Below are 23336 nucleotides of genomic sequence, written 5' to 3'. Positions count from 1 at the left end.
ACTTTTTGATGGTTAAATCAAGGGGTTACTTGCACAGGTTCACTCTCATCGGCAGGTGTGATGGCAGTTGTTGATGAGCCAGTGGCAGGCATGGTGGTCGCCTGTGTATCATTGGTTGTGGCAAGCTTTGTTGCCACACCATCGACATTCGATGGCTCTACCACGCTGATGTTATTAGGCTCAGGCTGTACAAGCTCTGGGCTGCTGACTGCACTTATCTCTTTGATGCGTACACTTGCCATCTGCTCGTCAGTGGCAATACTGGCGGTCTGCATGGCTGCACGCTGTTTATTAAAGCTTGTAATCTGCTCAGCCGAGAGTGTCGCTCCCCCGCCCAGCACTTGATACAGCTCAATCTGACTTAGGATTTTTTGCAACTCTAAATTTAAAATGCTTTGCTGGTTGGCAAACAGTGAACGCTCGGCATCTAGCACATTAAGATAATTATCAAGCCCTGAACGAAAACGTGCATGGGCGATGTTATAGGTTTCTTGATAATTTTTTTGTAGGCGATACTGTGAGCTTAGCTGATGCTCCATGGTGGCACGGGTGGCAAGCACATCAGAGACTTCTTTAAATGCGGTCTGAATGGCTTTTTCATACGATACCAACGCACTTTTTTGGGCGATTTGTGCCACTTCATAATTGGCTCGTCTTGACCCTGCATCAAAGATTGGTAAGCTAATAGACGGCCCTACCGACCAACTAAATGCCCCAGATTTGAATAAATCACTCAAGTCGGTTGAGCCATAGCCGATGTTGCTTGACAGCCTAATGCTGGGGAAATAGGCAGCACGAGCCACATTGATGTTTGCCCCTGCTGATTTTAAGCGATGTTCGGCTTGGACGATGTCAGGGCGATAGTACAAAAGTTCACTGGGCAAACCTGTACTAAATAGGCTCTGTGTGGTGATGTTATTTACCCCCATATCAGGCAACAGCTCAGTAGGAACAGGCGAACCGATAAGTAGTTGCAAGCCGTTGCGGGCTTTCAAAATATTAGTGTCAGCTTGATATACCGCCAGTTTCGCCGCCTCTAATGATGCTTCTGCTTGTAGGCTTGTTGATTTGGCATCAATGCCCGCCTCAAATCGCTTGTTATTAATAAACAGCGAATGCTCACGGGTTTTGAGTGTTTCTAGGGCAAGCTGTCTTTGGGCTAGGGCATAGCTTAGATTGACATAACCTTGGGCGATGGCTGAGATAATAGAAATCTGAGCTGCGTCTTTGGCGGAGTTTTGTGCCAAATAGTCATGCAATGCCGCCTCTTTGGCACTGGCAACCTTGCCCCACAAATCAAGCTCGTAGCTTGACAGGGCAAGCCCGACATTATAATTGGTGCTAGGATTTCTATCACGAGCATCTGCTCCACGAGTTGCACCGCCCGATATGCCAATATTAGGGTAAGCATTGGCATTGGTAATCTGATATTGAGCTCTGGCACTTTGTACCGCTAAGATGGCAGATTGTAAGTCTTTGTTATGGTTAAGACCCATGTCAATCAAGGCTTTTAGTTTGGGGTCGGCATAAAAATCCTGCCAACGCATGCCTGCCACGCTCGGCATCTCGGGCGTACTGATGGTTGTGTTGGCATCAAGCACTTCATAAGGCAACTCCACGGGCACTTTTGGCTGAGCCAGTACACTTTGTGATTTTTGGGGAATGGTGCTACACGCCGTCATGAACACGGTAAGTGTGCTTAGCATGAACAGACGTGATGTTTTTATGTTGTTTTTCATAATATCTCTCTTAACCAAATTAGCCCAAATCATGTCATGATACACAATGCAGGCTAATTTGGCAATGTCTTTGCCTTAGGCGTTATTTATGTCCACATTCGTTGTCTTGTTATATTTGTATGGGAAAATCGAACGCACCCACACATAGAACATCGGAATAAAGAACACGCCCAAGAAAGTCGCCGTGATTACCCCACCGACCACACTCGTGCCGACAGCGTTTTGGCTACCAGAGCCTGCCCCTGTGGCAATCATCAGTGGCACCACGCCAATACCAAAGGCAAGTGATGTCATGATAATCGGACGCAGTCGCATGCGTGCTGCTGTCATGACCGATTCTTTTAGGGATTTGCCCGACTCTTGGATTTCTTTGGCAAATTCAATAATCAAAATGGCGTTTTTGGCGGACAGACCGATGACCGTCAATAGACCCACCTGTAAGTACACGTCATTGGCAAAGCCACGAAGCATGGTAAAGATGACCGCACCAATCACCCCAAGTGGAATGACCAGCATGACCGAAAACGGCACCGACCAACTCTCATACAACGCCGCCAAACATAAGAATACCACCAGCATAGAGATGATATAAAGTGGCAATGCTTGACCGCCTGATTTACGCTCTTCTAGCGACAGACCTGTCCACTCATAGCCGATACCCTCGGGCAGCTGTGCAATCATCTCTTCCATGGCAAGCATGGCATCACCGGTACTCTTACCGGGGGCGGCAGCACCTTGGACGTTCAGCGATGATAAGCCATTATAACGGTTCAAACCGGGGCTACCAAACTGCCATTCGCTGTCTGAGAACGCCCCAAAGCTAATCATCTGCCCCTGAGCGTTACGCACGTGCCATTTGCTGATGTCCTCAGGCGTGGCACGGCTGTCAGGACTGCCCTGCATATAGACCTTTTTGATACGACCACGATCGATGAAGTCATTGACGTAGCTACCCCCAAAGGCTTGGGCAAGTGTGACATTGACGGTTGCCATATTTAGGTTATAGGCAGCCGCTTGTTCTTGGTTGATGTTGACTTTGAGCCTGGGGGCGTCTTCTTGACCATTAGGACGGACACCGACCACATTCTCATTTTGAGCGGACATGCCAAGTAGCATATTACGAGCTTCTAACAGTTTGGCATGACCCACACCGCCGATGTCTTGGAGTTGTAAATCAAAACCACTGGCGTTACCAAAACCTTGAATGGCAGGTGGAGCAATCGGATACACAAGTGTCGCCTCTGGAATCATGACATTTAGTGCCATGGCACGCCCTGCAATCGCCTGTGCCACGCTGTCTTTGGACGTTCGCTCGCTCCAATCTTTTAATTTGACAAATGCCAGACCTGCGTTTTGACCACTTGCCCCAAAGCTAAACCCTGAAATGGTAAAGACTGACTCTACATTATCCGCCTCTTGTTCACGGAAATAACCGCCCACTTTTGCCATGACCTCTTCGGTTTGGTCAAGCGTTGAGCCCGCTGGTAGTTGCACCAACGTCATTAGCATGCCTTGGTCTTCTTCTGGCACAAATGAGCTTGGCAAACGCATAAAAATCAATGCCATCACAGCAATCACGCCTGCATAGACAATGGCAAAGAGCCATTTGGCATTAAAGGTTTTACCAACAAAATTCTCATAACCACGACTGGCTTTAAAGAAAAAGCGGTTAAACCAACCAAAAAAGCCTTTTTGGGTGTGAATGTCTTTATGGGCTTGGCGTTTTAAAATGGTTACACATAAAGCAGGGGTAAAAATCAGTGCAATCACTGCCGACAGTGACATACTGGTAATAAGCGTTACGGCAAACTGACGATAAATCACCCCCGATGAACCACCAAAGAAAATCATCGGAACAAAGACCACCGACAAGATAAGGGCGATACCAATAACCACTTTACTAATCTCGCCCATCGACTGAACGGTCGCATCTTTGACCGAAATATTTGGGTCTTCTTCTAAGATACGCTCCACGTTCTCAACAACCACAATGGCATCATCAACCAGCAGACCAATGGCAAGCACCATCGCAAACATGGTCAAGATATTAATGGTAAAGCCAAAGAACAGCAGTACCGCAAACGTTCCTAGGATAACCACTGGCACGGCAAGCGTTGGGATAATGGTCGCACGCCAGTTCTGCAAGAATAAGAACATGACTAGGAACACCAACACAATCGCCTCTAACAAGGTCATGACGACTTGCTGGATAGATAACTTAACAAACGGTGTGGTATCATAAGGCACGACAATTTTAAGCCCCGCAGGGAAACCTTGTGACAACTCATCTAGTCGCTCCTGCACCGCTTCACGCACTTCCAGGGCATTAGCACCAGAAGCGAGCATGATGCCCATACCAGCGGCTTCTTGTCCATTATAGAGTGTTTTTACCGCATAACTCTCTGAACCTAGTTCAATATCCGCCACGTCTCGCAGATAGACTTTCGCCCCTGACGTGTCGGTTTTTACTAGGATATTACCGAACTCTTCAGGTGTCTGCAAAAAGCTTTGTACACTCACGGTGGCGTTAATCACTTGACGGTCAAGGTCGGTTGGCAAATTAGCAAGCTGACCTGCTGAGACCTGCACGTTTTGGGATTGTATCGCTGCCGAAATATCCGATGGCATGAGTGAGTAAGATGACAGTTTGGCAGGGTCTAGCCAAATCCGCATGGCATAAGGCGAGCCGAACACATTTAGCGAACCCACGCCATTGACACGGCTTAGACTGTCCACCACGTTTGAATTGATGTAGTCGGCAATGTCCGACTGGGTCATACTACCATCTTCTGAGATAAAAGACGCTACCATCAAGAAACTACTGCTTGACTTGTTTACCGATACGCCTTGACGTTGTACATCAGCAGGCAGTGAGCTGGTCGCTGCTTGTAGTTTGTTTTGTACCTGTACCTGTGCGGTGTCTGGGTCTACGCCATTTTCAAAGGTCAGCGTGATAGATGCCGAACCATTGGCTGATGAACTCGATGACATGTACATGAGTCCATCAAGACCTTTCATCTGTTGTTCGATGACCTGCGTTACGGTGTTTTCAACCGTTTCGGCATCAGCACCTGGATAGACGGCACTGACCGACACCGTTGGCGGGGCAATCTGTGGATACTGCTCAATGGGCAAACTGCGTACCGCAATGATACCCACCAGCATAATCAAAATAGCAATAACCCACGCAAAAATGGGTCGCTCAATAAAATACTTTGACATCACCTACCCCTATTGTGCCACGTCATCAGCAGCATCTGCCATCGCTTGGGCTTCTGCCTGTTCGTCACTATCATCTACTGGTGCTGGGTTTTGAGCAGGGGCTGTTGGTGCCTGTGCTTGTTGTGCCTGCTGTCCTTGACTGGCTCCACTTTGTTGTGGTGCTTGGGCGTTAGGAGCTTGGCTGGGGGCTTGGTTAGGGTTCTGTACAGGTCCTTGGGCGGGGGCTTGACCTGCTCCTTGGGTGTTTTGACCGTTTGGTGAGTATGGACGTGTCTCAACCGCTTGCTCGGGCTTGACCTTGGCACCGCCAACCACGACCACACTCTCGCCATTGGTTAGACCATCGGTCACCACCCATTGACCTTGGAACGTGCCTGCGGTCTTGACATTACGCACTTCAATTTGTTTGTTTTGATTAACCACATAGACCTGCGTTTCGCCTTTGGGTGTGCGAATGATGGCGGTTTGGGGCAATAGCATGGCGTTATGCACCACTGACTGGGCTAGGTTGGCATTGACATACATCCCTGGGATGAGCAGCCCGTCAGGGTTTGGAAATACTGCTCTTAGCTTGACCGCCCCTGTCGCCTCATCCACGCTGGCATCTGAGAGTGCCAAACGCCCGATGAGTGGATAAGTCTCACCATCTTCTAGGACGATTTGTACTTCTGTTGAGCCTTCACTGGCTTGACCACTTGCCATCTGCTGACGCATTCTTAGGAGTTCTGATGATGACTGACTGATGTCCACATACACCATGTCAGTGCGTGAGATGGTCGCCAGTGGCGTGGTTTGACTGGCGGAGACCAATGCCCCTGCGGTGACCGCCGATATGCCGATTTTACCACTAATCGGAGCCCGAATGATGGTACGACTCATGTCAAGCTGACTGGCATCACGATTTGCCTTGGCGCTGTTGATTGACGCATTGGCTTGATTGACACTGGCTTTGGCAGCCTCGACATTTGCCTGTGCGGTTCTCACGGCAGTTCTGTATTGGTCGTAGAGCTGTTTTGAAACCGCATCAATATCAACCAACCCCTCCACACGAGCCAAATCCGCCCGAGCTTGGGCAAGGGTCGCCTCTTGGGCAGCAAGACTGGCTCTGGCACTAATTAGGCTCGCCTCCGCCGTCTGAATGGCGGCGATACTGCTGTTGGCAGCACTGATGTAGTTATCACGGTTTAGGCGGTACAACTCTTGTCCTGCCTTGACATAACTACCCTCTTGGAAAGCAACAGACTCAATAATGCCCGTCACCTGTGGACGCACCTCAGATGTCTCAACCGCTGTCACACGCCCCGAGAAGGACTTGACCACGGGTATTGACCGAAGGGATACCGTCTGTACTTCTACGGTCGCTGGGGGCATTTGCTGAGCAGCACCCGCTCCTGCACCGCCTGCCCCTTGGTCGTTTTTGCCACAACCCACTAGGGCGGCGGTCGCCACAAGCACAGAAAATGTTAATACTTGTAAATTAAATTTCATAAAAACCTGCTTACTATATATTAGGGCGTGCCTACCATCGATAACATTTTATAAAAATAAGGTAAAACCCAACATTTTAAATCAATTTTTACATGAAAAACGTACAATTCCCCTGCCTTTTTAAACGGGCATTTTTCATTGCAAATATCAAAGGCAGACACACCCCAAAGCAATCATAAAAAAGAGTTTTAGGGTTTTGCTTTTTTGACTATATTAAGAATGTTCACTCCAAAGACTGATGTCAAATCACGGATTAATCAATAAAAACAAAACGCTAAAGCCATTGCATTTTGGATAAAATGCCTGTTTTTTTAAAACAGCTAAACTTGACTATTATACTCTAATTTATTCCAAAAGTTATGAATTTTATTGACCTTAGTACCAAAAAAAGTGCTTGATTTTTTGGGCTAGTTTTGAACAATACAACCGTTTTTTTATAAATTTTTGACGAAAATTTTCAAAATTTTTTAAAAAATACTTGCAATTTTTTAAAAACATGATATTATAGCGACCACTTAGCTCATTGACTGGCTAAGATATGGCTGGGTGGCAGAGTGGTCATGCAGCGGACTGCAACTCCGTGTACGCCGGTTCGATTCCGACCCCAGCCTCCATTTTTGATTGCTTTTAGCAATCCGCCCGGGTGGTGAAATTGGTAGACACAAGGGATTTAAAATCCCTCGCTCTTTTGAGCGTGCCGGTTCAAGTCCGGCTCCGGGCACCATTCATTTAAAATCCTTAGATACTCTCTAAGGATTTTTTATTTGTCCAAATAAATCATCTAACATCCGCCTCACTCCATCTATACTCCTTTAATTTAAAAATATACACCCAATAAACTTTAAAATTACCATAAACACAATGATGTTTGGGTGTAGCCTTGTGCAGTAATGTCATCAAAGGGCATGTTCAACACATCTCTACAAATCCGTGGTTATATCAAGTTTGTTAGGCATAAACCTTAAAACAATCCCATTTTATCAGCAAACAAAAAACCAAATCCGAATGTCGAATTTGGTTTTAAGCGATTTTCTAGGGCGTGCCTGCCTTTGGTATTTGCAATGAAAAATGAGAAAAATCGCACGTTTTTCAAGGAAAAAACGTAGGCTGATAGTCATTCTATCAGACAAGTTTTTGACGATGAAAAACAAGATTTAGCCATTTTTCATGCAAAATGGCTTAAAGCGTTAAATCTTCATCTTATTTTATAAAAATGTTATCAAAGGTAGGCACGCCCTAAATTAAAGAGCAAAATTATTTGATTTTTGCTTCTTTAAATAGAACGTGCTGGCGAATTTTTGGGTCAAATTTTTTGATTTCCATTTTGCCAGGCATGGTGCGTTTGTTTTTGGTGGTGGTGTAAAAATAACCAGTGCCAGCCGTAGAAACGAGTTTGATTTTATCTCTCATGGTATTATCCTTTTGCTAAATTAAATCTTTTGACCTTGGGCGCGCAAATCGGCAAGCACTTTGTCAATACCGTGCTTGTCAATGATACGCATACCTTTTGAAGATACACGAAGACGCACAAAACGGTTTTCAGATTCTACCCAAAAACGATGGTTGTGTAGGTTTGGCAAAAAACGACGGCGGGTTTTGTTGTTAGCGTGAGATACGTTATTACCCACTAGTGGGCGTTTTCCAGTAACTTGGCATACACGAGACATGATGAACTCCTATATTACGATGTGGCACGGATATTGAGCGGTATCGGTTGTGCCGTTTAAACAATCGCCACAAAATTAGGTATGGACTAGGCGGATTATTTAAACTTGTTAGTGATGTCATTTCATCATTATTGTTAAAGGCGACAATAAATAGAAAGTGACAGAAAAATCAAAGCCCGAATTTTACACCAATTTCACTCATATTTCAAGTAAAATTTTAAAATCAGGCTTATTTTATCAAATTTACAAAATTAGCGAGCAGTCAAAGCACTCACAGGCATACCAAACCCTTGCCAACCATAATGCAAAAAGTTACGGATATTGGCGTGGTCGGTGCCGTCTGGTGTGTCTAGCACCGCCTGATAATGTTCGGCAAATAGTTTTAGGGTGTCAAGCTGATTTAGACCGTGCAGTTTGGCAAGACTAAACACCTTGGCAGAGCCTTCGTTAGTGCCGGCAGGATTGACCGCTTCGCCATTATGAAAGGCGACAGGCGTATAAGTGTAATTGGCATCAATAAAGGCAAGCACGTCTTTGAACGTCAAACCGCCCTGCTCAATGCCATTTAACAACCGTGAAATGTCAGTGTGATTCATCATGCATCCATTAGCGATTAAAATAATCGTCGTCGTCAAATGATGGTGGGGCAAAGTTGCCTTGTTCTAGATGGCTCATGTGCATTTGCATAGAGCGTTCGTGTTGGATACGCTGATAAATCTCTTCACGGTGAACAGCGATGTCTTTGGGGGCATTCACACCAAGACGGACTTGGTTGCCTTTGACGCCCAGCACGGTAACGCTGACTTCATCGCCAATCATGAGGGTTTCGCCAACACGGCGAGTTAGGATTAACATAATAGCTCCTTGCTATAAAAACAATGCTAAAAAGCAGAAAAAATAAAAATTACCCAAGTTGTTATTATAAAACTTCTTGGGTAACTTGTCAGCTTTTTTTGGCAATTTTTACGTAATGATTATGATTAATAAACCAAATCGTTACATAATTGCTAGTTATAGCCCTGCAACCTTACTCTCACCGTCTTCACGGTCAAGCCCAAAGGCAGTGTGTAGTGATTTGACCGCTTTTTCCAAATGCTCTTCTTTAATAAGTACAGATACTTTGATTTCGGAGGTTGAAATCATTTGTAGGTTGATGTTTTCGGACGCTAATGTCTCAAACATTTTGCTTGCCACGCCTGCGTGCGAACGCATACCCACACCCACGATAGAGACTTTGACCACATCGCTCGCTCCCACCACTTGAGTCGCTCCAATGTCGTCTTTGACTTGCTCGTTTAGGATTTTCATGGCTTTGTCAAAGTCGCCACGAGGCACGGTAAAGCTAAAATCGGTTACGCCATTTTCAGACATGTTTTGGATAATCATATCCACTTCGATGTTGGCTTTACCAATCGGGCTTAAAATGGCGGATGCAATACCAGGGCGGTCTGGCACACCAAGCACAACGATTTTGGCTTCATCACGGTTAAAGGCAATGCCTGAGATTACGGCACGTTCCATATCATCTCCTTCATCAGCGGTAATCAGCGTACCGACAGTTTGTTTAAATTCATCATCAAAAGCCCCGTCATTACCTTCATCAAAGCTAGATAGGACACGAAGTGGCACTTTGTATTTGCCTGCAAATTCCACCGAGCGGATTTGTAGCACTTTTGAGCCGAGGCTTGCCATTTCTAGCATTTCTTCAAAAGTGATTTTAGAGAGCTTTTTGGCTTTTGAGGTTACTCGTGGGTCGGTGGTGTATACGCCGTCCACGTCTGTGTAGATTTGGCATTCGTCCGCCCCAATGGCAGCGGCAATTGCCACGCCTGTGGTGTCCGAACCGCCACGACCTAGCGTGGTCAAGTCGTTGTGTTCGTTCACGCCTTGAAAGCCTGCCACAATCAGTACTTTACCGTCAGCCAATTCTCGTTTTAGGTTATCAGCATCAATATGCTCAATGCGGGCTTTGGTGTGGGTGGTGTCGGTCTTAATGGCGACTTGACGACCCGTCATGGATTTGGCATCCACGCCCAAGTCTTTTAGTGCCATGGCAAGTAGAGCGATAGACACCTGCTCGCCTGTGGCAACCATTTGGTCGTATTCACGAGGGTCTGGGTCGTTTGAAATTTCACGAGCCAAACCGATGAGTCGGTTGGTTTCTCCGCTCATTGCCGAAACCACCACCACCACCTGATGACCGTGGTCGTGCCAGCGTTTGACACGCTTGGCGACATTTTTGATACGGGTGGTATTCCCCATTGAAGTACCACCGTATTTTTGTACGATTAGTGCCATAATTTTTCCTTATAAAATAAAAATGGCTTTGGAAGATTAAATGAGTTTGTTTAAAAGTTGGGATTTTTGTGCTTCGGATAAACCTAATTCTTTGCCTAATTTGTTGGTATAATTTACCCAATGAATGTGGTCGTAAATTTTTTCAAAATTTTCTTTATCAAGAAAACCAATATCTGCCAATACACCCCTTTGTCTTTTATCTTTGATTTCAAGGGTACTATGCTCTCGCATAAAACCCCTTTCAAATTTTGTTATATTGTCATAATATATGGTAATAATATCATTTGATAATGGTTTTTTGGGAAAACGAATGTAAGTATCAGTTACAATAATCTTTTTAGTTGGTTGTAATGATTTAATAACTATGAACACCCCAAGCAGATTAAATAAAATTAACAATAATATACCAATCATAGAGATAATAACTGACATAAAGCCAAAAGAATTTTCAGGCAAAAATATCATTGCAATACTCACGATATTACCAATCAGCATTATCCTTATTCCAAATTTTGCAGGAATACAATAATCATATTCTTGGTAATACGCCATTACAAATTATGCTCCTTTAATTCAAAATAAAACGCCACTGCCATTATCATCACCGCCACAAAAATCCACACCGCATAAAAAATCCAATAGTTTTTGACTTTAAAATTTTGGCAAATGGTTTTTTCATCAATCGTCATTACTATACCAGTCAAAAAACTTACTGATGTCCAAACACTACTTTCATCAATACTACCAAGCATTAACAAAAAGAATATCAAACAAGTGGTATAGCGTACGATTTTAATAACCATTGCAATTTTCTAATTAAAAAGTTTTTGGGTGTAAGGTGCGTACCACGCACCAATTTGTGCAATCAGCATAAACTTGGTGCGTATTACGCACCTTACAAATTGGGATTGTAGTACAAAATTGTACGGGCGAATTGCAATTCGCCCCTACACATTCCCAAATTACTTACGCCAATTTACTCGCCAACTCGCCTTGCAACTCCGAAAGTACCTTATCAAGCCCATCAACCTTACTTGCCCCGCCTTGGGCGTAGTCAGGCTTACCGCCACCTTTACCGCCCAATTCGCTTGCCAAATGACGAATGATGTCGCCTGCCTTGACTTTATCAGTCAAGCCCTTCGCCACGCTTGCCGACAGTGCCAAATCATCACTCTCGCCCACCAGTACAATCACTCCGTCAAGGCGAGATTTTAGGGTGTCCATGAGTCCACGAATGGCTTTACCGTCCACGCCTGCCACTTTGGCGATGAGTAGGTTTGTCTCGCCCACTTTGACCGCATTTTGTAGTAGCGACACCGCTTGTAGGCTTGCCAGTTTTTGCTCGGTGCGTTCTAGCTGTTTTTCAAGCTCACGGTTACGCTCGGCAAGGCTACCGACACGGGTTTCAATCTCGCCACGTTTTGCCTTAAAATTCGTTGCCAAATTACCCAAAATCGTCTCGCCTGTCTGCACATAACGCACCGCCCCCATGCCTGTCAAGGCTTCAATACGGCGAACGCCCGATGCGATACCACTCTCGGAGACGATTTTAAACAGACCGATGTCGCCTGTTTGAGCCACGTGGATACCACCGCACAGCTCAATGGAGAACGTAGAGTTATCGGCATTTGTCCCCATGGTCAGCACACGCACGGTTTCGCCATATTTTTCGCCAAACAGAGCCATTGCCCCTTTGCCAATGGCTTCATCAATGGGCAGGTATTCAATCTGCACGGGGGTATTTTTTTGGATTTGCTCGTTTACCATGCGTTCAATGGTAGTCAGCTCATCATGACTGATTGGCTTATCATAAGAGAAGTCAAAACGAAGCACATCTGCCGACACCAGCGAGCCTTTTTGGGCAACGCCTGTGCCTAGCACCGCACGCAAACTGGCGTGTAGTAGGTGCGTGGCGGAGTGGTTTTTAGCAGACGCTTTACGCACATCGGCAATTACTTGGGCGTTGGCGGACTGATTTGGGGCAATCTCGCCCATTTTTACCGTGCCATAATGGATAATCGCCGTGCCTGATTTTTTGGTATCTTCAACAAAAAACACCCCTGTGGACGTGCTAATCTCGCCTATCTCGCCCACTTGACCGCCACCTTCGGCATAAAATGGCGTGGCAGACAGCACAATCACACCTTCATCGCCTTCGCCCAGACGCTCCACCGCCTTGCCGTCTTGATACACGCCCATGATTTGGCTTTGGTTGTCTAGCAGGTCATAGCCGACAAATTCGGTTGGGGTCTCCACCTTTACGCTACTTGTGTAATCCACATCAAATTTGCCCGCTTCTCTGGCACGAGTGCGTTGGGCTTCCATCGCCACATTAAAGCCGTCTTCATCAATACCCACGCCACGCTCACGAGCGATGTCGGCAGTTAGGTCGGTTGGGAAACCATAGGTGTCATACAACTTAAACACCGTCTCGCCTGTCAAGGTGTCGCCTGTGTTTAAACTTTCTAATTCGCCCGATAATAGACGTAAGCCCTGTGCTAGCGTTTTGGCAAATTGTTCTTCTTCTTTTAAAATGACCGCTCCGATTTCGTCTTGTTTTTCAATCAATTGCGGATAGGCTTCGCCCATTTCCTTGATAAGAGCGGGGACAAGTTTGTAAAAGAACGCCCCGTCTGCCCCCAGTTTATTGCCATGACGTACCGCACGGCGAATGATACGGCGTAGGACATAGCCACGCCCTTCGTTACTTGGGCGAACACCGTCAGCGATGAGAAACGACACGGCACGGATATGGTCGGCGATGACTTTAAAAGACGGCTCATAAGTATTTTCCACGCCAATCACTTGGGCGGTCGCATTCATGAGATTGATAAACAAATCCGTCTCATAGTTGCCATATTTGCCCTGCATGACCGAACTGATACGTTCTAGCCCCATACCTGTATCCACGGACGGCTTAGGTAAGGGTTCTAGCGTGCCGTCTTTTTGGCGGTTAAACTGCATAAATACACAGTTCCAAATCTCCACATAACGGTCGCCGTCTTCGTCAGGCGTACCCGGTAGCCCGCCTGCGATATGCTCGCCATAATCATAAAAAATCTCGGAGCAAGGCCCGCAAGGTCCTGTATCGCCCATCGCCCAAAAGTTATCCGACTGATAAAGTCCGCCTTTATCGCCAATGCGAATAATCCGCTCAGGGGCAAGCCCGATGTCCTTATGCCAAATGTCAAAGGCTTCATCATCGGTATGATAGACAGTTACATAAAGGCGGTCTTTTGGCAGGGCAAGCCATTTGTCATCGGTCAAAAACTCCCACGCAAAGGCAATGGCATCCTTTTTAAAATAATCGCCAAAACTAAAATTACCGAGCATTTCAAAAAACGTATGATGACGGGCGGTGTAGCCGACATTGTCAAGGTCGTTGTGCTTGCCTCCTGCACGCACGCATTTTTGTGATGACACGGCACGCACATAGTCTCGCTTTTCTAACCCCAAAAAGGTGTCTTTAAATTGGTTCATGCCGGCGTTGGTAAACAGTAGCGTAGGGTCATTGTGCGGAATTAGGCTAGATGACGGTACAGGCGTGTGGTTTTTGCTTTTAAAAAAGTCAATAAAGGCTTGACGTACTTCGGTCAGTTGCATGGTTTTATTTAAGTGAGCGGTTGTCATGGTCATATCCAGTAGCTTGCCTGTGATTTTTAAAAATCATGGGGCGAATTTGATAACTAATTTGATAAATAAACAGCTAATTTTATCACAAACCGCCATAATTAACAGTGATTTTAACCAATTTTTCACAAAATTTAGTTGAAAGACTGACTGATTTAATAACTTTTTGGAATTAATATCAAACCCTTATAAAATTTATGGAATTTTTGATAAAAATGCTTAACATTCATGTAAAAAAGGTGTATAAATAGCATATAGATTTTATCCACAAAAATGCTAGGGGATTTACCATGAACATTCCACTATTTAGTGCCATTTTTTCGATTGCTTCTACTGTACTCATTGGCGTCTTGATGATTGTGGTGTTTGTCACTGACATGACCAATATGCAAACGGTGCTTGGTGCCGTGGTCGCAGGACTTGTGGTAAGCATTCCCATCGCCCTTGTCGTCACCAAACGCATTTCTGCCATGACAAACTCTGCCAGTCCCACCCCCAATCAGCAAAAAACACAGTAACGCTTTTGGCACAGCTTATCTAGCCTATATCACAATACCAGCCAGAGAGCCAAGCCACAGCCGAAACAACAGATACGCCATGATAGCACGTCTATCATGGCTTGTCTTTATTTTAGTTAGGGCGTGCCTGCCTTTTGTATTTGCAATGAAAAACGAGAGAAATCGCACGTTTTTCAAGGAAAAAGTGAAGTTTGATAGTCGTTCTATCAAACAAGCTTTTGACGCAGAAAAACAAGATTTAGCCATTTTTCATGCAAAAACGGTTAATTTATTTCTAAAATATTTTCTAAATTCTAAATAGTGTTATAAAGGGCAGGCACGCCCTAAACAAAGCTAAGTAATTCATGTTACAATAGCATTTATTTATCACAAATAGAGCTGTCATGAATGAGTTGTCCCTAATCGTCGATTTGCGTTGGTGCTTGGATGAGCTATTAAAAGAAGGTCGAATTGACCAAAAATCATACAATCTTGTCATCACCAGTCGCAACGACCCTACCTTGCACCCTGTCCAAAACATCGCCCGTTTTAATCTGACCAATTTATTAGACCATCAGCCCCTAACTTTGGATAAGCTCAATCTGTGGTTGGCGGGCAAAGCTAGTGTGAACGTGGTGCGAATCGACCCCCTAAAAGTGGACGTGCCGAGCGTGACGGGCATCATGTCCTTTGAATACGCCAAAAATCAGTACATCCTACCCATTGCTGTGACCGACACAGAAGTCATCATCGGCACTGACCAACCTTTTTATCACGATTGGCATGCCAACATCAGCCACATCGTCCGCCCCAAAACCATCAAGACGGTCTATCTATCACCCGAACAGCTAAATCGCTACCGTGCCGAGTTCTATCAAGTTACCCGTGCCATACAAGGGGCGGACATCGCCCAAAAAAAGGCAAGTGCGGACGTTACCAACGTAGAAGCCCTGCTCCAACTTGGCGATAACAGCAACCCCGATGCCAACGACCAACATATCGTTAAAGTTGTGGATTGGCTATTGCAATACGCCTTTGAACAGCGAGCTTCTGACATTCACTTGGAGCCACGCCGTGAGATGGGCAAGGTGCGATTTAGAATTGACGGGGTGTTACATACCGTCTATGAAATGCCGAGTGCGATTTTGACAGCCGTTACCGCTCGTATCAAGATTTTGGGGCGATTAAACGTTGCCGAAAAACGAAAACCCCAAGACGGACGACTAAAAACCCGCACGCCAAAAGGACTAGAAACCGAACTGCGCCTGTCCACTCTGCCCACCGCTTTTGGCGAAAAGCTCGTCATGCGTGTGTTTGACCCCGAAGTGCTGGTACGCACCTTTGCCCAGCTTGGCTTGACGGGCAAACAGCTAGAAACATGGCACACTCTCACTGCCCACCCCAACGGCATTATCTTGGTAACAGGACCCACAGGGAGCGGTAAAACCACCACGCTTTATAGCACACTCAAACAACTTGCCACCGAAAAGGTGAACGTCTGTACTATTGAAGACCCGATTGAGATGATTGAGCCGGCTTTTAACCAAATGCAGATTAACTCAGCGATTGATTTGCATTTTGCAGACGGCATTCGCTCACTCATGCGACAAGACCCCGACATCATCATGGTGGGCGAAATCCGAGACGGCGAGACGGCAGACATGGCGGTGCAGGCAAGTCTCACGGGGCATTTGGTGTTATCCACCTTGCATACCAATGACGCTCCAAGCTCCTTGACACGGCTACATGATTTGGGCGTTCAGCCGTTTTTGACATCGGCAACCATTTTGGGTATTATGGCTCAAAGGCTTGTCAGAACGCTTTGCCCCCATTGTAAATCCGCCCAAGACGTGAGCGAAAACTCGCCCCTAGCGGACGAATGGCGTGGGCTTGTCGCTCCGTGGAATGCTCCCGTACCGTCCAAAATCTACACCGCCGTGGGCTGTGACGAATGTAGAAACACAGGCTACAAAGGGCGAATCGGGCTGTATGAGATTTTGCCGTTGTCTAACGAACTCAAAAAACTGGTTGCCAAAGACGCAAGCCTTGATGATTTAAAACGCCAAGCACACTCTGAGGGCGTACTGCCCTTACGCATAGAGGGGGCGAAACGTGTGGCAGAGGGCGTAACCACGCTTGAAGAGGTATTAAGAGTTGTGCCGTTAAATTGACCGACAAATTATCCATAATTTTGATAATATTTAATCAAGACCAAAACAAAACCCCAAAGTCCTGCTTTGGGGTTTTTAAGTTGGGTGCTTAGATTAGAAGCGATATGTTGCACCAACTTTAACGATGGGATACCAGGTAGGGTTATTATCTCTGATGGTTTTTTCTAAGTCAGCTTTGAATTGAACATCACTTTGACCTGGAACAGTAGCGTTATTCAAATTCACCTCGGTTTTCCATTTACCAGTATAGGCAGCACCCACCTCACCAAAGAAACCCAAGCGACTGTTGCTGTTAATGTTTGGCTTAACGCCCAAAGTTAAGTAAGGGGCTAGGGTATTACCAGACTTTGCCTTAACGTTAATGTCGCCATTAACCTGATACTCTTTGTTATCAATCTTAATGGTCGCTTTGCCCTCTTGGGAGGTTAGGGTGGCATTAAGCTTGTTGTCTTGTACAATGACACCAGTACCCACGGTAAAGCGGTTTTTCCAAGGACGTAGATTAACACCAACATAAGGGTTGCTGTAATCGCCATCAAGTCTTAGGTTGCCTTGGTAGTCGTCCCACTCATCGCCCAGTACTTTTTTCCAGTTAATGATAGAGTCACTGCCACCAATATTGGTATCCACATCAAAGCTACCGCCATTCCAACCAGCGACCACTTCGGTTGATTCGTTGGCTGACCATGCGATGCTCGCACCATAGCCCAATGTACCAATCTCAGCATTGATGGCACCTGGTGTGGCCAGTGTGGTAAATACAGTTTTACCACTGTCTACAATGGTATGACCTGCATTGGTTACGACATTTGCCATGGCAGTACCAGAAAATGCTACCGCGGTGGTTAGCACTGCTAATTTAAAAGTGTTCATCATTTCTCCAAATAAGTAATATAAAAATATATAAACACATATAAACTAAATATTAATTTATATGCTTTTATTTTAATATTAAAAAGCCATAAAATCAATAGTCAATTCAAAGGGATTTGTGATATTTTAATAAATTTCATGTTTTATTATGTAAACGTGCAAATTCAAAATCATGATATGCAATATTCAATACAAACCCAATATAAAAACTCAATAAATATTTGGCTTTATTTTAAGTATGCCTATCTACCTTTGATGGGCAGATGAATCCCCTCTCGCCCATGCAACACACAAACGGCATGAACTTTGGCGGTAGCATGCTCTGACCAAATGGCATTTGCCATGGCAAGCAGTGTTGAGCCTGTGGTTACAACATCATCAACCAGTATCGCATGGTGGGTAGGTAGCGTACCGGTAAGATAAAAATCATGCTTGACATTTTGCAAACGCTCACCACGACTAAGACCACGCTGATGAATGGCATTATCCAAGCGAGAGATGCCCTGCCATATCGGTATTTGCCATAAAAAGGACAAAAATCTCGTCAAAATCAGCACAGGATAAAAACCTCGCTCTACCAAACGAGAGTCTGTTGTCGGTGTTGGAATCAGTACAGCATTATCGGCGTTGATGCCTTGGGGTCTTTTGACATATTTCATCAGATGATACAAAACCATAAGTGATGATACATTCGCTTTATCCTTAAAAACCGTCATGACCCGCTTTAATGGCACCTCATAATAAGCAGCTGCATACAAAGGCACCTCCTGCTTATCATCACGTATGACAAATATTGGCAATCTATCCGCCCATTGTGCATGGCAATAAATACAAAGTAATGGCGTACGATAAAAAGGGGCATGGTAAAATGGGGCATGCTGGGTTGCATGTTCCATCTTTAAATCAGCTCTGACATCTATCGCTTGTCCACATAACTGACAACACTCATGTATGTATGAAGCAAGCATGGCAAGGGCATATGGGGGCAGACGAGCAGGCAAGGATTATAACCCCATCCAATCATTTAACATCACACCCACACCCACGGTTGTAGACTCATGATTATAATCAATGATGGACTGACCATAGCCATGAAACAGCTGAACATAACCACTTACGCCTTTGCCGATGGGGCGAACATAGTCAAGTTGAATCGCTCCTTTGCTGTTCTTAGGATTGTAACGCAAAGTGCCTGATACGTTATTACCCTTATCAAACTGATACATAAAACGCACATCACCATAACCATAATAATCCATGATATCAGGATTATCGTTGGGCTTGGAGCCATTGTCCTTTTTTAAGATACGCCCCCACACACGTGGCATGACCGTAAACTTACCCCACTCTGCTCCTGCCATGGCATAGGCACGGTTCCATGAGCGTGACAGCGGGTCATCCTCACCATTTGAGTGATGTACCACACCTGCACCCAACATACGCAACCTACCACCAAAGGGCAGGTCTGCCACCACAGGCTGAGTGATGAACAGCTCTGGCTGATAGTCATGAGCCCTAAACGGACGTGAGTTATCTTCGTTATACACCTGCCAGTGCGACTGCTGGGTATAACCAAACCACATGTCTGCGTTCGTGCCAAACAGGTCTTCGACAACTTTGGATTTAAATGACACTTGGAATTTTAACTCGGTACTACGCATTTCGTTTTCGGTATAATTCCACGTCTCTTGGGTTGGGGTGACAGGTGCACGATTGGGCTTGGTATTAACAAAGATTGGCAAGATATACATGGGGTTGTAGGGGCGAGCTCTCCACAGTCCGCCGCTGTTTTTGTCTAAATCATAAGCCAGACTCATCGGAGTGTATCTACCACCATCCACACTACCAAAGCCGCTGGCACTGATGTTAGGACTCATATCATCACTCATCTCATTCATGCCATCGTCTGTTAAAGTCATATCAATGGCCGATGAATACTTGACAGGCTCAATAAAGGCAATTTGTGGACTGCCTTTTATAAGATGTCCAAATGTCTGTTTTAAATCAAGGGGACGTTTTTCATGAAGCACGCTTGGCACCCTACCTAGGGCAATGCTATCAAAACATGCCAAACGCTCGCCATCATTTAACACAGACGCACAATCAAAAAACAGCCGTTCATCGTATATGGGGCTTGCAATGTCAAGCTCACTTATCTGCACACGCTCATCAAAGATGGGTAGCATCATCTCTTCTGCCCATGCCTGCCCACTCATGACACCCAAACATGGTAACAAGAATGACACAGCAAGGCTCAATCGCTTTGGAATAAATTTCATAAATATCTCACACAAGCACACAACGCAAATGATGTTAACCGTTCATCAAATAAGAGCGGTAGCGGTACATTGGGCATCATGTATCTAAATCTTATCTAATTTTATCAATCATTATACACTAGAACAAACAGCATATTTTAACAAAAATCAAACATGCTTGTAAATTGTAAATCAAATAGCAATTAGGACGTGCCTACCTTTGGTATTTGTATGAAAAGCACAAAAGGCAGGCACACCCTAATTATTTAAAAAGTCATCAAAATTTTGCCAATGCAGTCTCAAAATCGGTACGCTTAACCTCACCGAGCAACATGGCTTGTAATTGTCCTTGCTGATAAATGAGCAATGCAGGTGGCCCAAACAGTCCATAACGTGCCAATACGGCTCGGCTGTCGTCATTGGTCTCAGTGATATCCAGTTTGACAACTTGATAATTTGACAGCACCTCGGGGCGGTTGGTAAACAGTGTGCGTTCCATGATGCGACATTCCACACACCAATCGGCGGTTACATCCACCAGTACTTTTTCATGACGGGCAAGGATGGGATCAAGCTCGCTTAGACTGCTGATTTTGATGTCCGCCTTGGACTCGGTGATGGTCGCTGTCGCCCCCAGTTTGGCAAGCGGTCGCCATGGGTCATTTGCCCCCATGCTCGCCCCCACCACAAGGCACACCGCCCATAATGCTCCCACCAAGGCAAATGCGTGCGATGCCAGATTTTTCATTCTAAACAGCCACACTGCCGTCATCGCAAACCACACCGCCCAAATGATGAGCATGACAGGCGAGAACAGCAGTCGCTCTAATAGCGACAGCGACACCGCCAGTAATAACAGCCCACAAAATTCCTTGACACGGTTCATCCACTCGCCTGCTTTGGGCATGAATTTGCCCTGTGCCAGACCGATGAACATGAGTGGTATGGACAAGCCAAGCCCCAATGAAAACAGAGCGATAAACCCAAAAGGCACGCTACCACTTGCCGAGACTGCCGTCAAAGCCCCTGCCATGGGAGCGGACACACAAGGCGACACCACCAGTGCCGATAACGCCCCAGCAACAAAGCTACCGCCCACACTGCCTAACTTATCATCGGCAGACTGGGATTTTCTGTGCAAAATGTCTCGCACGCCCGATGGCAAGGTTATCTTGATGATGTCAAACATATACAAGGCAAGCAAGGCAAAAATAATGGCAAATACCCCCAGTACATAAGGGTTTTGCAGTAGTCCAAGCACGCCCACCGCCTGTCCAAACCACGCAATCAGACCGCCCAACACGCCATAAGCCGTCGCCACGCCCAGCCCATAACTGCCCGACAGGGCAAATCCCTTTAAGGCGGTATGGGATTTGTTATGAGCGACGATATTAGCGACAATCGGTATCATCGGATAGACGCATGGCGTAAAGGACAGCAACAGCCCCGCCAAAAAGAGCAGTAGCACTGCTAGGGCAGGATTTTTGTTAATGCCAAACGGGTCGCTTTGACTGCTCACCGCCTGATGACTGGTGTCTGCCGTTGCCGTGCCTGTTTGGGTATTTGGGGGGTTTGTCATGTCGGCAGATGATTCATTACCCAGTCCGCCACCCATCTCATCATTTGGCTCGCCAGTGAGAACGCCCCCCTGCTCATCGCCAAATACAGGCGTGACCAGTGGCGATGTTGGGACTGATGACATCTGGTTAAGGGCGGTGTTATCAGTGGCGGAGACATCTGTCCCGTCTTGGCTCATGCCTGCCTGTGACGACTGGGTAAGCTCTGTGGCTGGACTGGTTTTATCTAAGTTATTTGGGCTATTGTTTAGACTATTTAAATTATTATTTAAGCCATTATTCGACTGACCATCCAAGCCAAGCCCCACGCCATCTTTGGGCGTGCCTTTGCTTGACTGATTGGCTTTATTTGCGACTGTGGCTTGATTGTTTGGTGTATCTGGATTTTTTTTGGCATTGCCTGTTAGACTAATGGTCGTTTTTAGTGTCTCAGGCGGATAACACAGTCCTGCCTTGGCACAGCCCTGCCAACGAACACTTATCGGGGCGGTCACATCGGCAGTGGCGGTCAGTTTGACCGTTGCCACCACGTCTTCTTCAAATACCGCCACTCGCCCAAATTCAGGGTCATCTATCATCGTGTGCGGTTTGTTAAACGACCATGCCCCCATGCTCACGCCATCGGGCAAGGTTAGTTTGATTTTGTCTTTATAAACATAATGCTCGGGCGTTACGCCAAATGTGAGTGTGAGTAGGTTGTCTTGCTGATGGGCAGAGACGTTAAAAGCCTGATGAACAGGTAAAAATTTTGATTTGGGTTGCTGGGCGAATAAACTTGATACACTGCCATCGCTTTTGGCGGTATCAGCAGACAGTGCCATCGCAGACATGGGCAATACCAAAGCAAGCGATAAGGCAGACAGGCGGGATAAGGAAGTTAGTGAATGAGTGAATTTTGACATATTATATCCTATTCTCAACTTTATATCAGTGATTGATTTATCAAGGGCGAATTGCAATTCATCCCTACAACCCGAAAAATAACCATCAGATAATCAGTAAGTTACCATTTCAAGTTGAGAGTGAAGTATATTGTTCAGCTATGATAAAATGGCATAAGCCACAGAAAAAAACGGCTTATTATATCATAAGCCGTTTTTTAACGATCATACGCAAATCACACGTGATTGTGGATTTTTGTTAATTTTATTTTAAATGATTTTAAATGATTTAAATTAATTTTGTTTTAAATAAGGCCACGCCGCTTTTAGATAAATCATCATCGACCACAGGGTCAATATCACCGCAATAATCATCAAGGTATAGCCCAGCGTCTCCAAAATCTGCCAGTTGAGTAGTAGCACGGTAATGGCAACCATCTGAAATGTGGTTTTTAATTTGCCCACATACGAGACCGCCACCGATGTGCGATTGCCAAGCTCTGCCATCCACTCACGCAGTGCTGACACGGCAATCTCACGAGAGATAATGACAATGGCACTAATCGCCATCACGATGTTCGGGTGCCACTGCACCAAGATAATGAGTGCCGCTGCCACCATCAATTTATCCGCCACAGGGTCTAAAAAACGCCCAAATGCCGAGCTTTGGTTCAATTTACGTGCCAAATAACCATCAAGCCAATCAGTCAGTGCCGCCAATATAAAAACAAACGTCAGCAAAAAATGACGGAGCATGTTATCACTGTATTCTAACATGCCAAGGCGGGCAATGGCATTATCAGGAATGGCAGGCACACCAATGCCAAGTGCGGGGGGAATGTATGCAATTGCCACAAAGAGTGGTATCATGACAATGCGAGCAATGGTTAAGTTATTGGGCAGGGTAAAAATGCTAGTCTTGTTGGGCTTATCGTTAGACATGGCGGGCTGAACATAAAAATATGGGCGTATGATACCCTAAAATGGGGTGTTTTTGTGTAAAAATTTAAGATTTTTACACAAATTTTGGGTAAA

Annotated in this window: 18 protein-coding genes, 2 tRNA genes and 1 pseudogene; 5 read left to right on the top strand and 16 right to left on the bottom strand. The window is 45.6% G+C overall.

Going from position 1 to position 23336, the window contains the following annotated elements:
• Positions 1 to 17 precede the first annotated feature (17 nt).
• From IM753_RS06770 to IM753_RS06760, 3 genes are all read right to left on the bottom strand, one after another.
• On the bottom strand, positions 18 to 1739 hold the full coding sequence (locus tag IM753_RS06770; protein WP_194092529.1) for an efflux transporter outer membrane subunit: 1722 nt from the start codon (positions 1737 to 1739) through the stop codon (positions 18 to 20).
• Positions 1740 to 1814: 75 nt separating this feature from the next.
• Positions 1815 to 4961: an efflux RND transporter permease subunit gene (locus IM753_RS06765; RefSeq protein WP_065254960.1), complete on the bottom strand. Its 3147-nt coding sequence runs from the start codon at positions 4959 to 4961 to the stop codon at positions 1815 to 1817.
• 9 nt (positions 4962 to 4970) lie between these two features.
• Entirely contained in the window at positions 4971 to 6449 is a 1479-nt protein-coding gene (locus tag IM753_RS06760; protein WP_065254959.1) for an efflux RND transporter periplasmic adaptor subunit, read from the bottom strand.
• Positions 6450 to 6989: 540 nt separating this feature from the next.
• Here IM753_RS06760 and IM753_RS06755 point away from each other — a divergent pair.
• A tRNA-Cys gene (locus IM753_RS06755) sits at positions 6990 to 7063 on the top strand.
• Between the two features lie 23 nt (positions 7064 to 7086).
• Positions 7087 to 7173, top strand: a tRNA-Leu gene (locus IM753_RS06750).
• Positions 7174 to 7703: 530 nt separating this feature from the next.
• Here IM753_RS06750 and rpmG read toward each other — a convergent pair.
• The 8 genes and pseudogenes from rpmG to alaS all read right to left on the bottom strand — a co-directional run bounded on the left by rpmG (position 7704) and on the right by alaS (position 14044).
• Complete coding sequence (gene rpmG, locus IM753_RS06745) at positions 7704 to 7859, bottom strand: 50S ribosomal protein L33 (protein ID WP_003659281.1); 156 nt, start codon at positions 7857 to 7859, stop codon at positions 7704 to 7706.
• Positions 7860 to 7879: 20 nt separating this feature from the next.
• Positions 7880 to 8116 (bottom strand): 50S ribosomal protein L28, encoded by a 237-nt coding sequence (gene rpmB / locus IM753_RS06740; protein ID WP_029102716.1) that lies wholly within the window; start codon positions 8114 to 8116, stop codon positions 7880 to 7882.
• Positions 8117 to 8367: 251 nt separating this feature from the next.
• Complete coding sequence (locus IM753_RS06735; RefSeq protein WP_062498159.1) at positions 8368 to 8712, bottom strand: HopJ type III effector protein; 345 nt, start codon at positions 8710 to 8712, stop codon at positions 8368 to 8370.
• Positions 8713 to 8803: 91 nt separating this feature from the next.
• Positions 8804 to 8971, bottom strand: a pseudogene (gene csrA / locus IM753_RS06730) (carbon storage regulator CsrA); the annotation flags it as partial.
• Between the two features lie 156 nt (positions 8972 to 9127).
• Positions 9128 to 10414, bottom strand: a complete 1287-nt coding sequence (locus IM753_RS06725) for an aspartate kinase (RefSeq protein WP_062498157.1) — start codon at positions 10412 to 10414, stop codon at positions 9128 to 9130.
• Positions 10415 to 10450: 36 nt separating this feature from the next.
• Positions 10451 to 10966 (bottom strand): hypothetical protein, encoded by a 516-nt coding sequence (locus IM753_RS06720; protein WP_143821911.1) that lies wholly within the window; start codon positions 10964 to 10966, stop codon positions 10451 to 10453.
• Complete coding sequence (locus IM753_RS06715) at positions 10966 to 11217, bottom strand: hypothetical protein (protein ID WP_194108969.1); 252 nt, start codon at positions 11215 to 11217, stop codon at positions 10966 to 10968. Before IM753_RS06715 ends, IM753_RS06720 begins: the two co-directional genes overlap by 1 nt.
• A gap of 163 nt (positions 11218 to 11380) precedes the next feature.
• Complete coding sequence (gene alaS / locus IM753_RS06710) at positions 11381 to 14044, bottom strand: alanine--tRNA ligase (protein ID WP_194108975.1); 2664 nt, start codon at positions 14042 to 14044, stop codon at positions 11381 to 11383.
• A gap of 290 nt (positions 14045 to 14334) precedes the next feature.
• Between alaS and IM753_RS06705 the strand changes: the two genes are divergently transcribed.
• The 3 genes from IM753_RS06705 (at position 14335) to IM753_RS06695 (ending at position 16712) form a co-directional block, all read left to right on the top strand.
• Complete coding sequence (locus IM753_RS06705; RefSeq protein ID WP_194108968.1) at positions 14335 to 14562, top strand: hypothetical protein; 228 nt, start codon at positions 14335 to 14337, stop codon at positions 14560 to 14562.
• 79 nt (positions 14563 to 14641) lie between these two features.
• Positions 14642 to 14863 (top strand): hypothetical protein, encoded by a 222-nt coding sequence (locus IM753_RS06700; protein ID WP_194108976.1) that lies wholly within the window; start codon positions 14642 to 14644, stop codon positions 14861 to 14863.
• Positions 14864 to 14945: 82 nt separating this feature from the next.
• Positions 14946 to 16712 (top strand): GspE/PulE family protein, encoded by a 1767-nt coding sequence (locus IM753_RS06695; protein ID WP_194108967.1) that lies wholly within the window; start codon positions 14946 to 14948, stop codon positions 16710 to 16712.
• Between the two features lie 93 nt (positions 16713 to 16805).
• Here the strand turns inward: IM753_RS06695 and IM753_RS06690 are convergent, their stop codons facing one another.
• The 5 genes from IM753_RS06690 to pgsA form a co-directional block, all read right to left on the bottom strand.
• The gene (locus IM753_RS06690) at positions 16806 to 17585 is read right to left on the bottom strand and encodes a hypothetical protein (protein WP_194108966.1); all 780 of its coding nucleotides are present in this window, start codon (positions 17583 to 17585) and stop codon (positions 16806 to 16808) included.
• A gap of 242 nt (positions 17586 to 17827) precedes the next feature.
• Positions 17828 to 18553 carry a ComF family protein gene (locus tag IM753_RS06685; RefSeq protein WP_227713091.1) on the bottom strand — a complete coding sequence of 242 codons (726 nt, stop codon included), beginning with the start codon at positions 18551 to 18553 and terminating at the stop codon, positions 17828 to 17830.
• Between the two features lie 36 nt (positions 18554 to 18589).
• Complete coding sequence (locus tag IM753_RS06680) at positions 18590 to 19864, bottom strand: phospholipase A (RefSeq protein WP_194108964.1); 1275 nt, start codon at positions 19862 to 19864, stop codon at positions 18590 to 18592.
• A gap of 256 nt (positions 19865 to 20120) precedes the next feature.
• Positions 20121 to 22322 carry a protein-disulfide reductase DsbD domain-containing protein gene (locus IM753_RS06675; protein ID WP_194108963.1) on the bottom strand — a complete coding sequence of 734 codons (2202 nt, stop codon included), beginning with the start codon at positions 22320 to 22322 and terminating at the stop codon, positions 20121 to 20123.
• A gap of 273 nt (positions 22323 to 22595) precedes the next feature.
• Positions 22596 to 23243: a CDP-diacylglycerol--glycerol-3-phosphate 3-phosphatidyltransferase gene (pgsA, locus tag IM753_RS06670; protein WP_194108962.1), complete on the bottom strand. Its 648-nt coding sequence runs from the start codon at positions 23241 to 23243 to the stop codon at positions 22596 to 22598.
• Positions 23244 to 23336: the final 93 nt, after the last annotated feature.

Origin of the sequence: Moraxella sp. K127 (assembly GCF_015223095.1) — a bacterium.
GTDB lineage: Bacteria > Pseudomonadota > Gammaproteobacteria > Pseudomonadales > Moraxellaceae > Moraxella.
Note: the sequence above shows the minus strand (reverse complement) of the source record. Positions and strands in the feature narration are given on the sequence as shown.

Excerpts from the sequence above, each read along its gene's own strand:
- IM753_RS06770 (WP_194092529.1), bottom strand. The coding sequence starts at position 1,739 with ATGAAAAACAACATAAAAACATCACGTCTGTTCATGCTAAGCACACTT.
- IM753_RS06765 (WP_065254960.1), bottom strand. The coding sequence starts at position 4,961 with ATGTCAAAGTATTTTATTGAGCGACCCATTTTTGCGTGGGTTATTGCT.
- IM753_RS06760 (WP_065254959.1), bottom strand. The coding sequence starts at position 6,449 with ATGAAATTTAATTTACAAGTATTAACATTTTCTGTGCTTGTGGCGACC.
- rpmG (WP_003659281.1), bottom strand. The coding sequence starts at position 7,859 with ATGAGAGATAAAATCAAACTCGTTTCTACGGCTGGCACTGGTTATTTT.
- rpmB (WP_029102716.1), bottom strand. The coding sequence starts at position 8,116 with ATGTCTCGTGTATGCCAAGTTACTGGAAAACGCCCACTAGTGGGTAAT.
- IM753_RS06735 (WP_062498159.1), bottom strand. The coding sequence starts at position 8,712 with ATGAATCACACTGACATTTCACGGTTGTTAAATGGCATTGAGCAGGGC.
- IM753_RS06725 (WP_062498157.1), bottom strand. The coding sequence starts at position 10,414 with ATGGCACTAATCGTACAAAAATACGGTGGTACTTCAATGGGGAATACC.
- IM753_RS06720 (WP_143821911.1), bottom strand. The coding sequence starts at position 10,966 with ATGGCGTATTACCAAGAATATGATTATTGTATTCCTGCAAAATTTGGA.
- IM753_RS06715 (WP_194108969.1), bottom strand. The coding sequence starts at position 11,217 with ATGGTTATTAAAATCGTACGCTATACCACTTGTTTGATATTCTTTTTG.
- alaS (WP_194108975.1), bottom strand. The coding sequence starts at position 14,044 with ATGACAACCGCTCACTTAAATAAAACCATGCAACTGACCGAAGTACGT.
- IM753_RS06705 (WP_194108968.1), top strand. The coding sequence starts at position 14,335 with ATGAACATTCCACTATTTAGTGCCATTTTTTCGATTGCTTCTACTGTA.
- IM753_RS06700 (WP_194108976.1), top strand. The coding sequence starts at position 14,642 with ATGATAGCACGTCTATCATGGCTTGTCTTTATTTTAGTTAGGGCGTGC.
- IM753_RS06695 (WP_194108967.1), top strand. The coding sequence starts at position 14,946 with ATGAATGAGTTGTCCCTAATCGTCGATTTGCGTTGGTGCTTGGATGAG.
- IM753_RS06690 (WP_194108966.1), bottom strand. The coding sequence starts at position 17,585 with ATGAACACTTTTAAATTAGCAGTGCTAACCACCGCGGTAGCATTTTCT.
- IM753_RS06685 (WP_227713091.1), bottom strand. The coding sequence starts at position 18,553 with ATGCTTGCTTCATACATACATGAGTGTTGTCAGTTATGTGGACAAGCG.
- IM753_RS06680 (WP_194108964.1), bottom strand. The coding sequence starts at position 19,864 with ATGAAATTTATTCCAAAGCGATTGAGCCTTGCTGTGTCATTCTTGTTA.
- IM753_RS06675 (WP_194108963.1), bottom strand. The coding sequence starts at position 22,322 with ATGTCAAAATTCACTCATTCACTAACTTCCTTATCCCGCCTGTCTGCC.
- pgsA (WP_194108962.1), bottom strand. The coding sequence starts at position 23,243 with ATGTCTAACGATAAGCCCAACAAGACTAGCATTTTTACCCTGCCCAAT.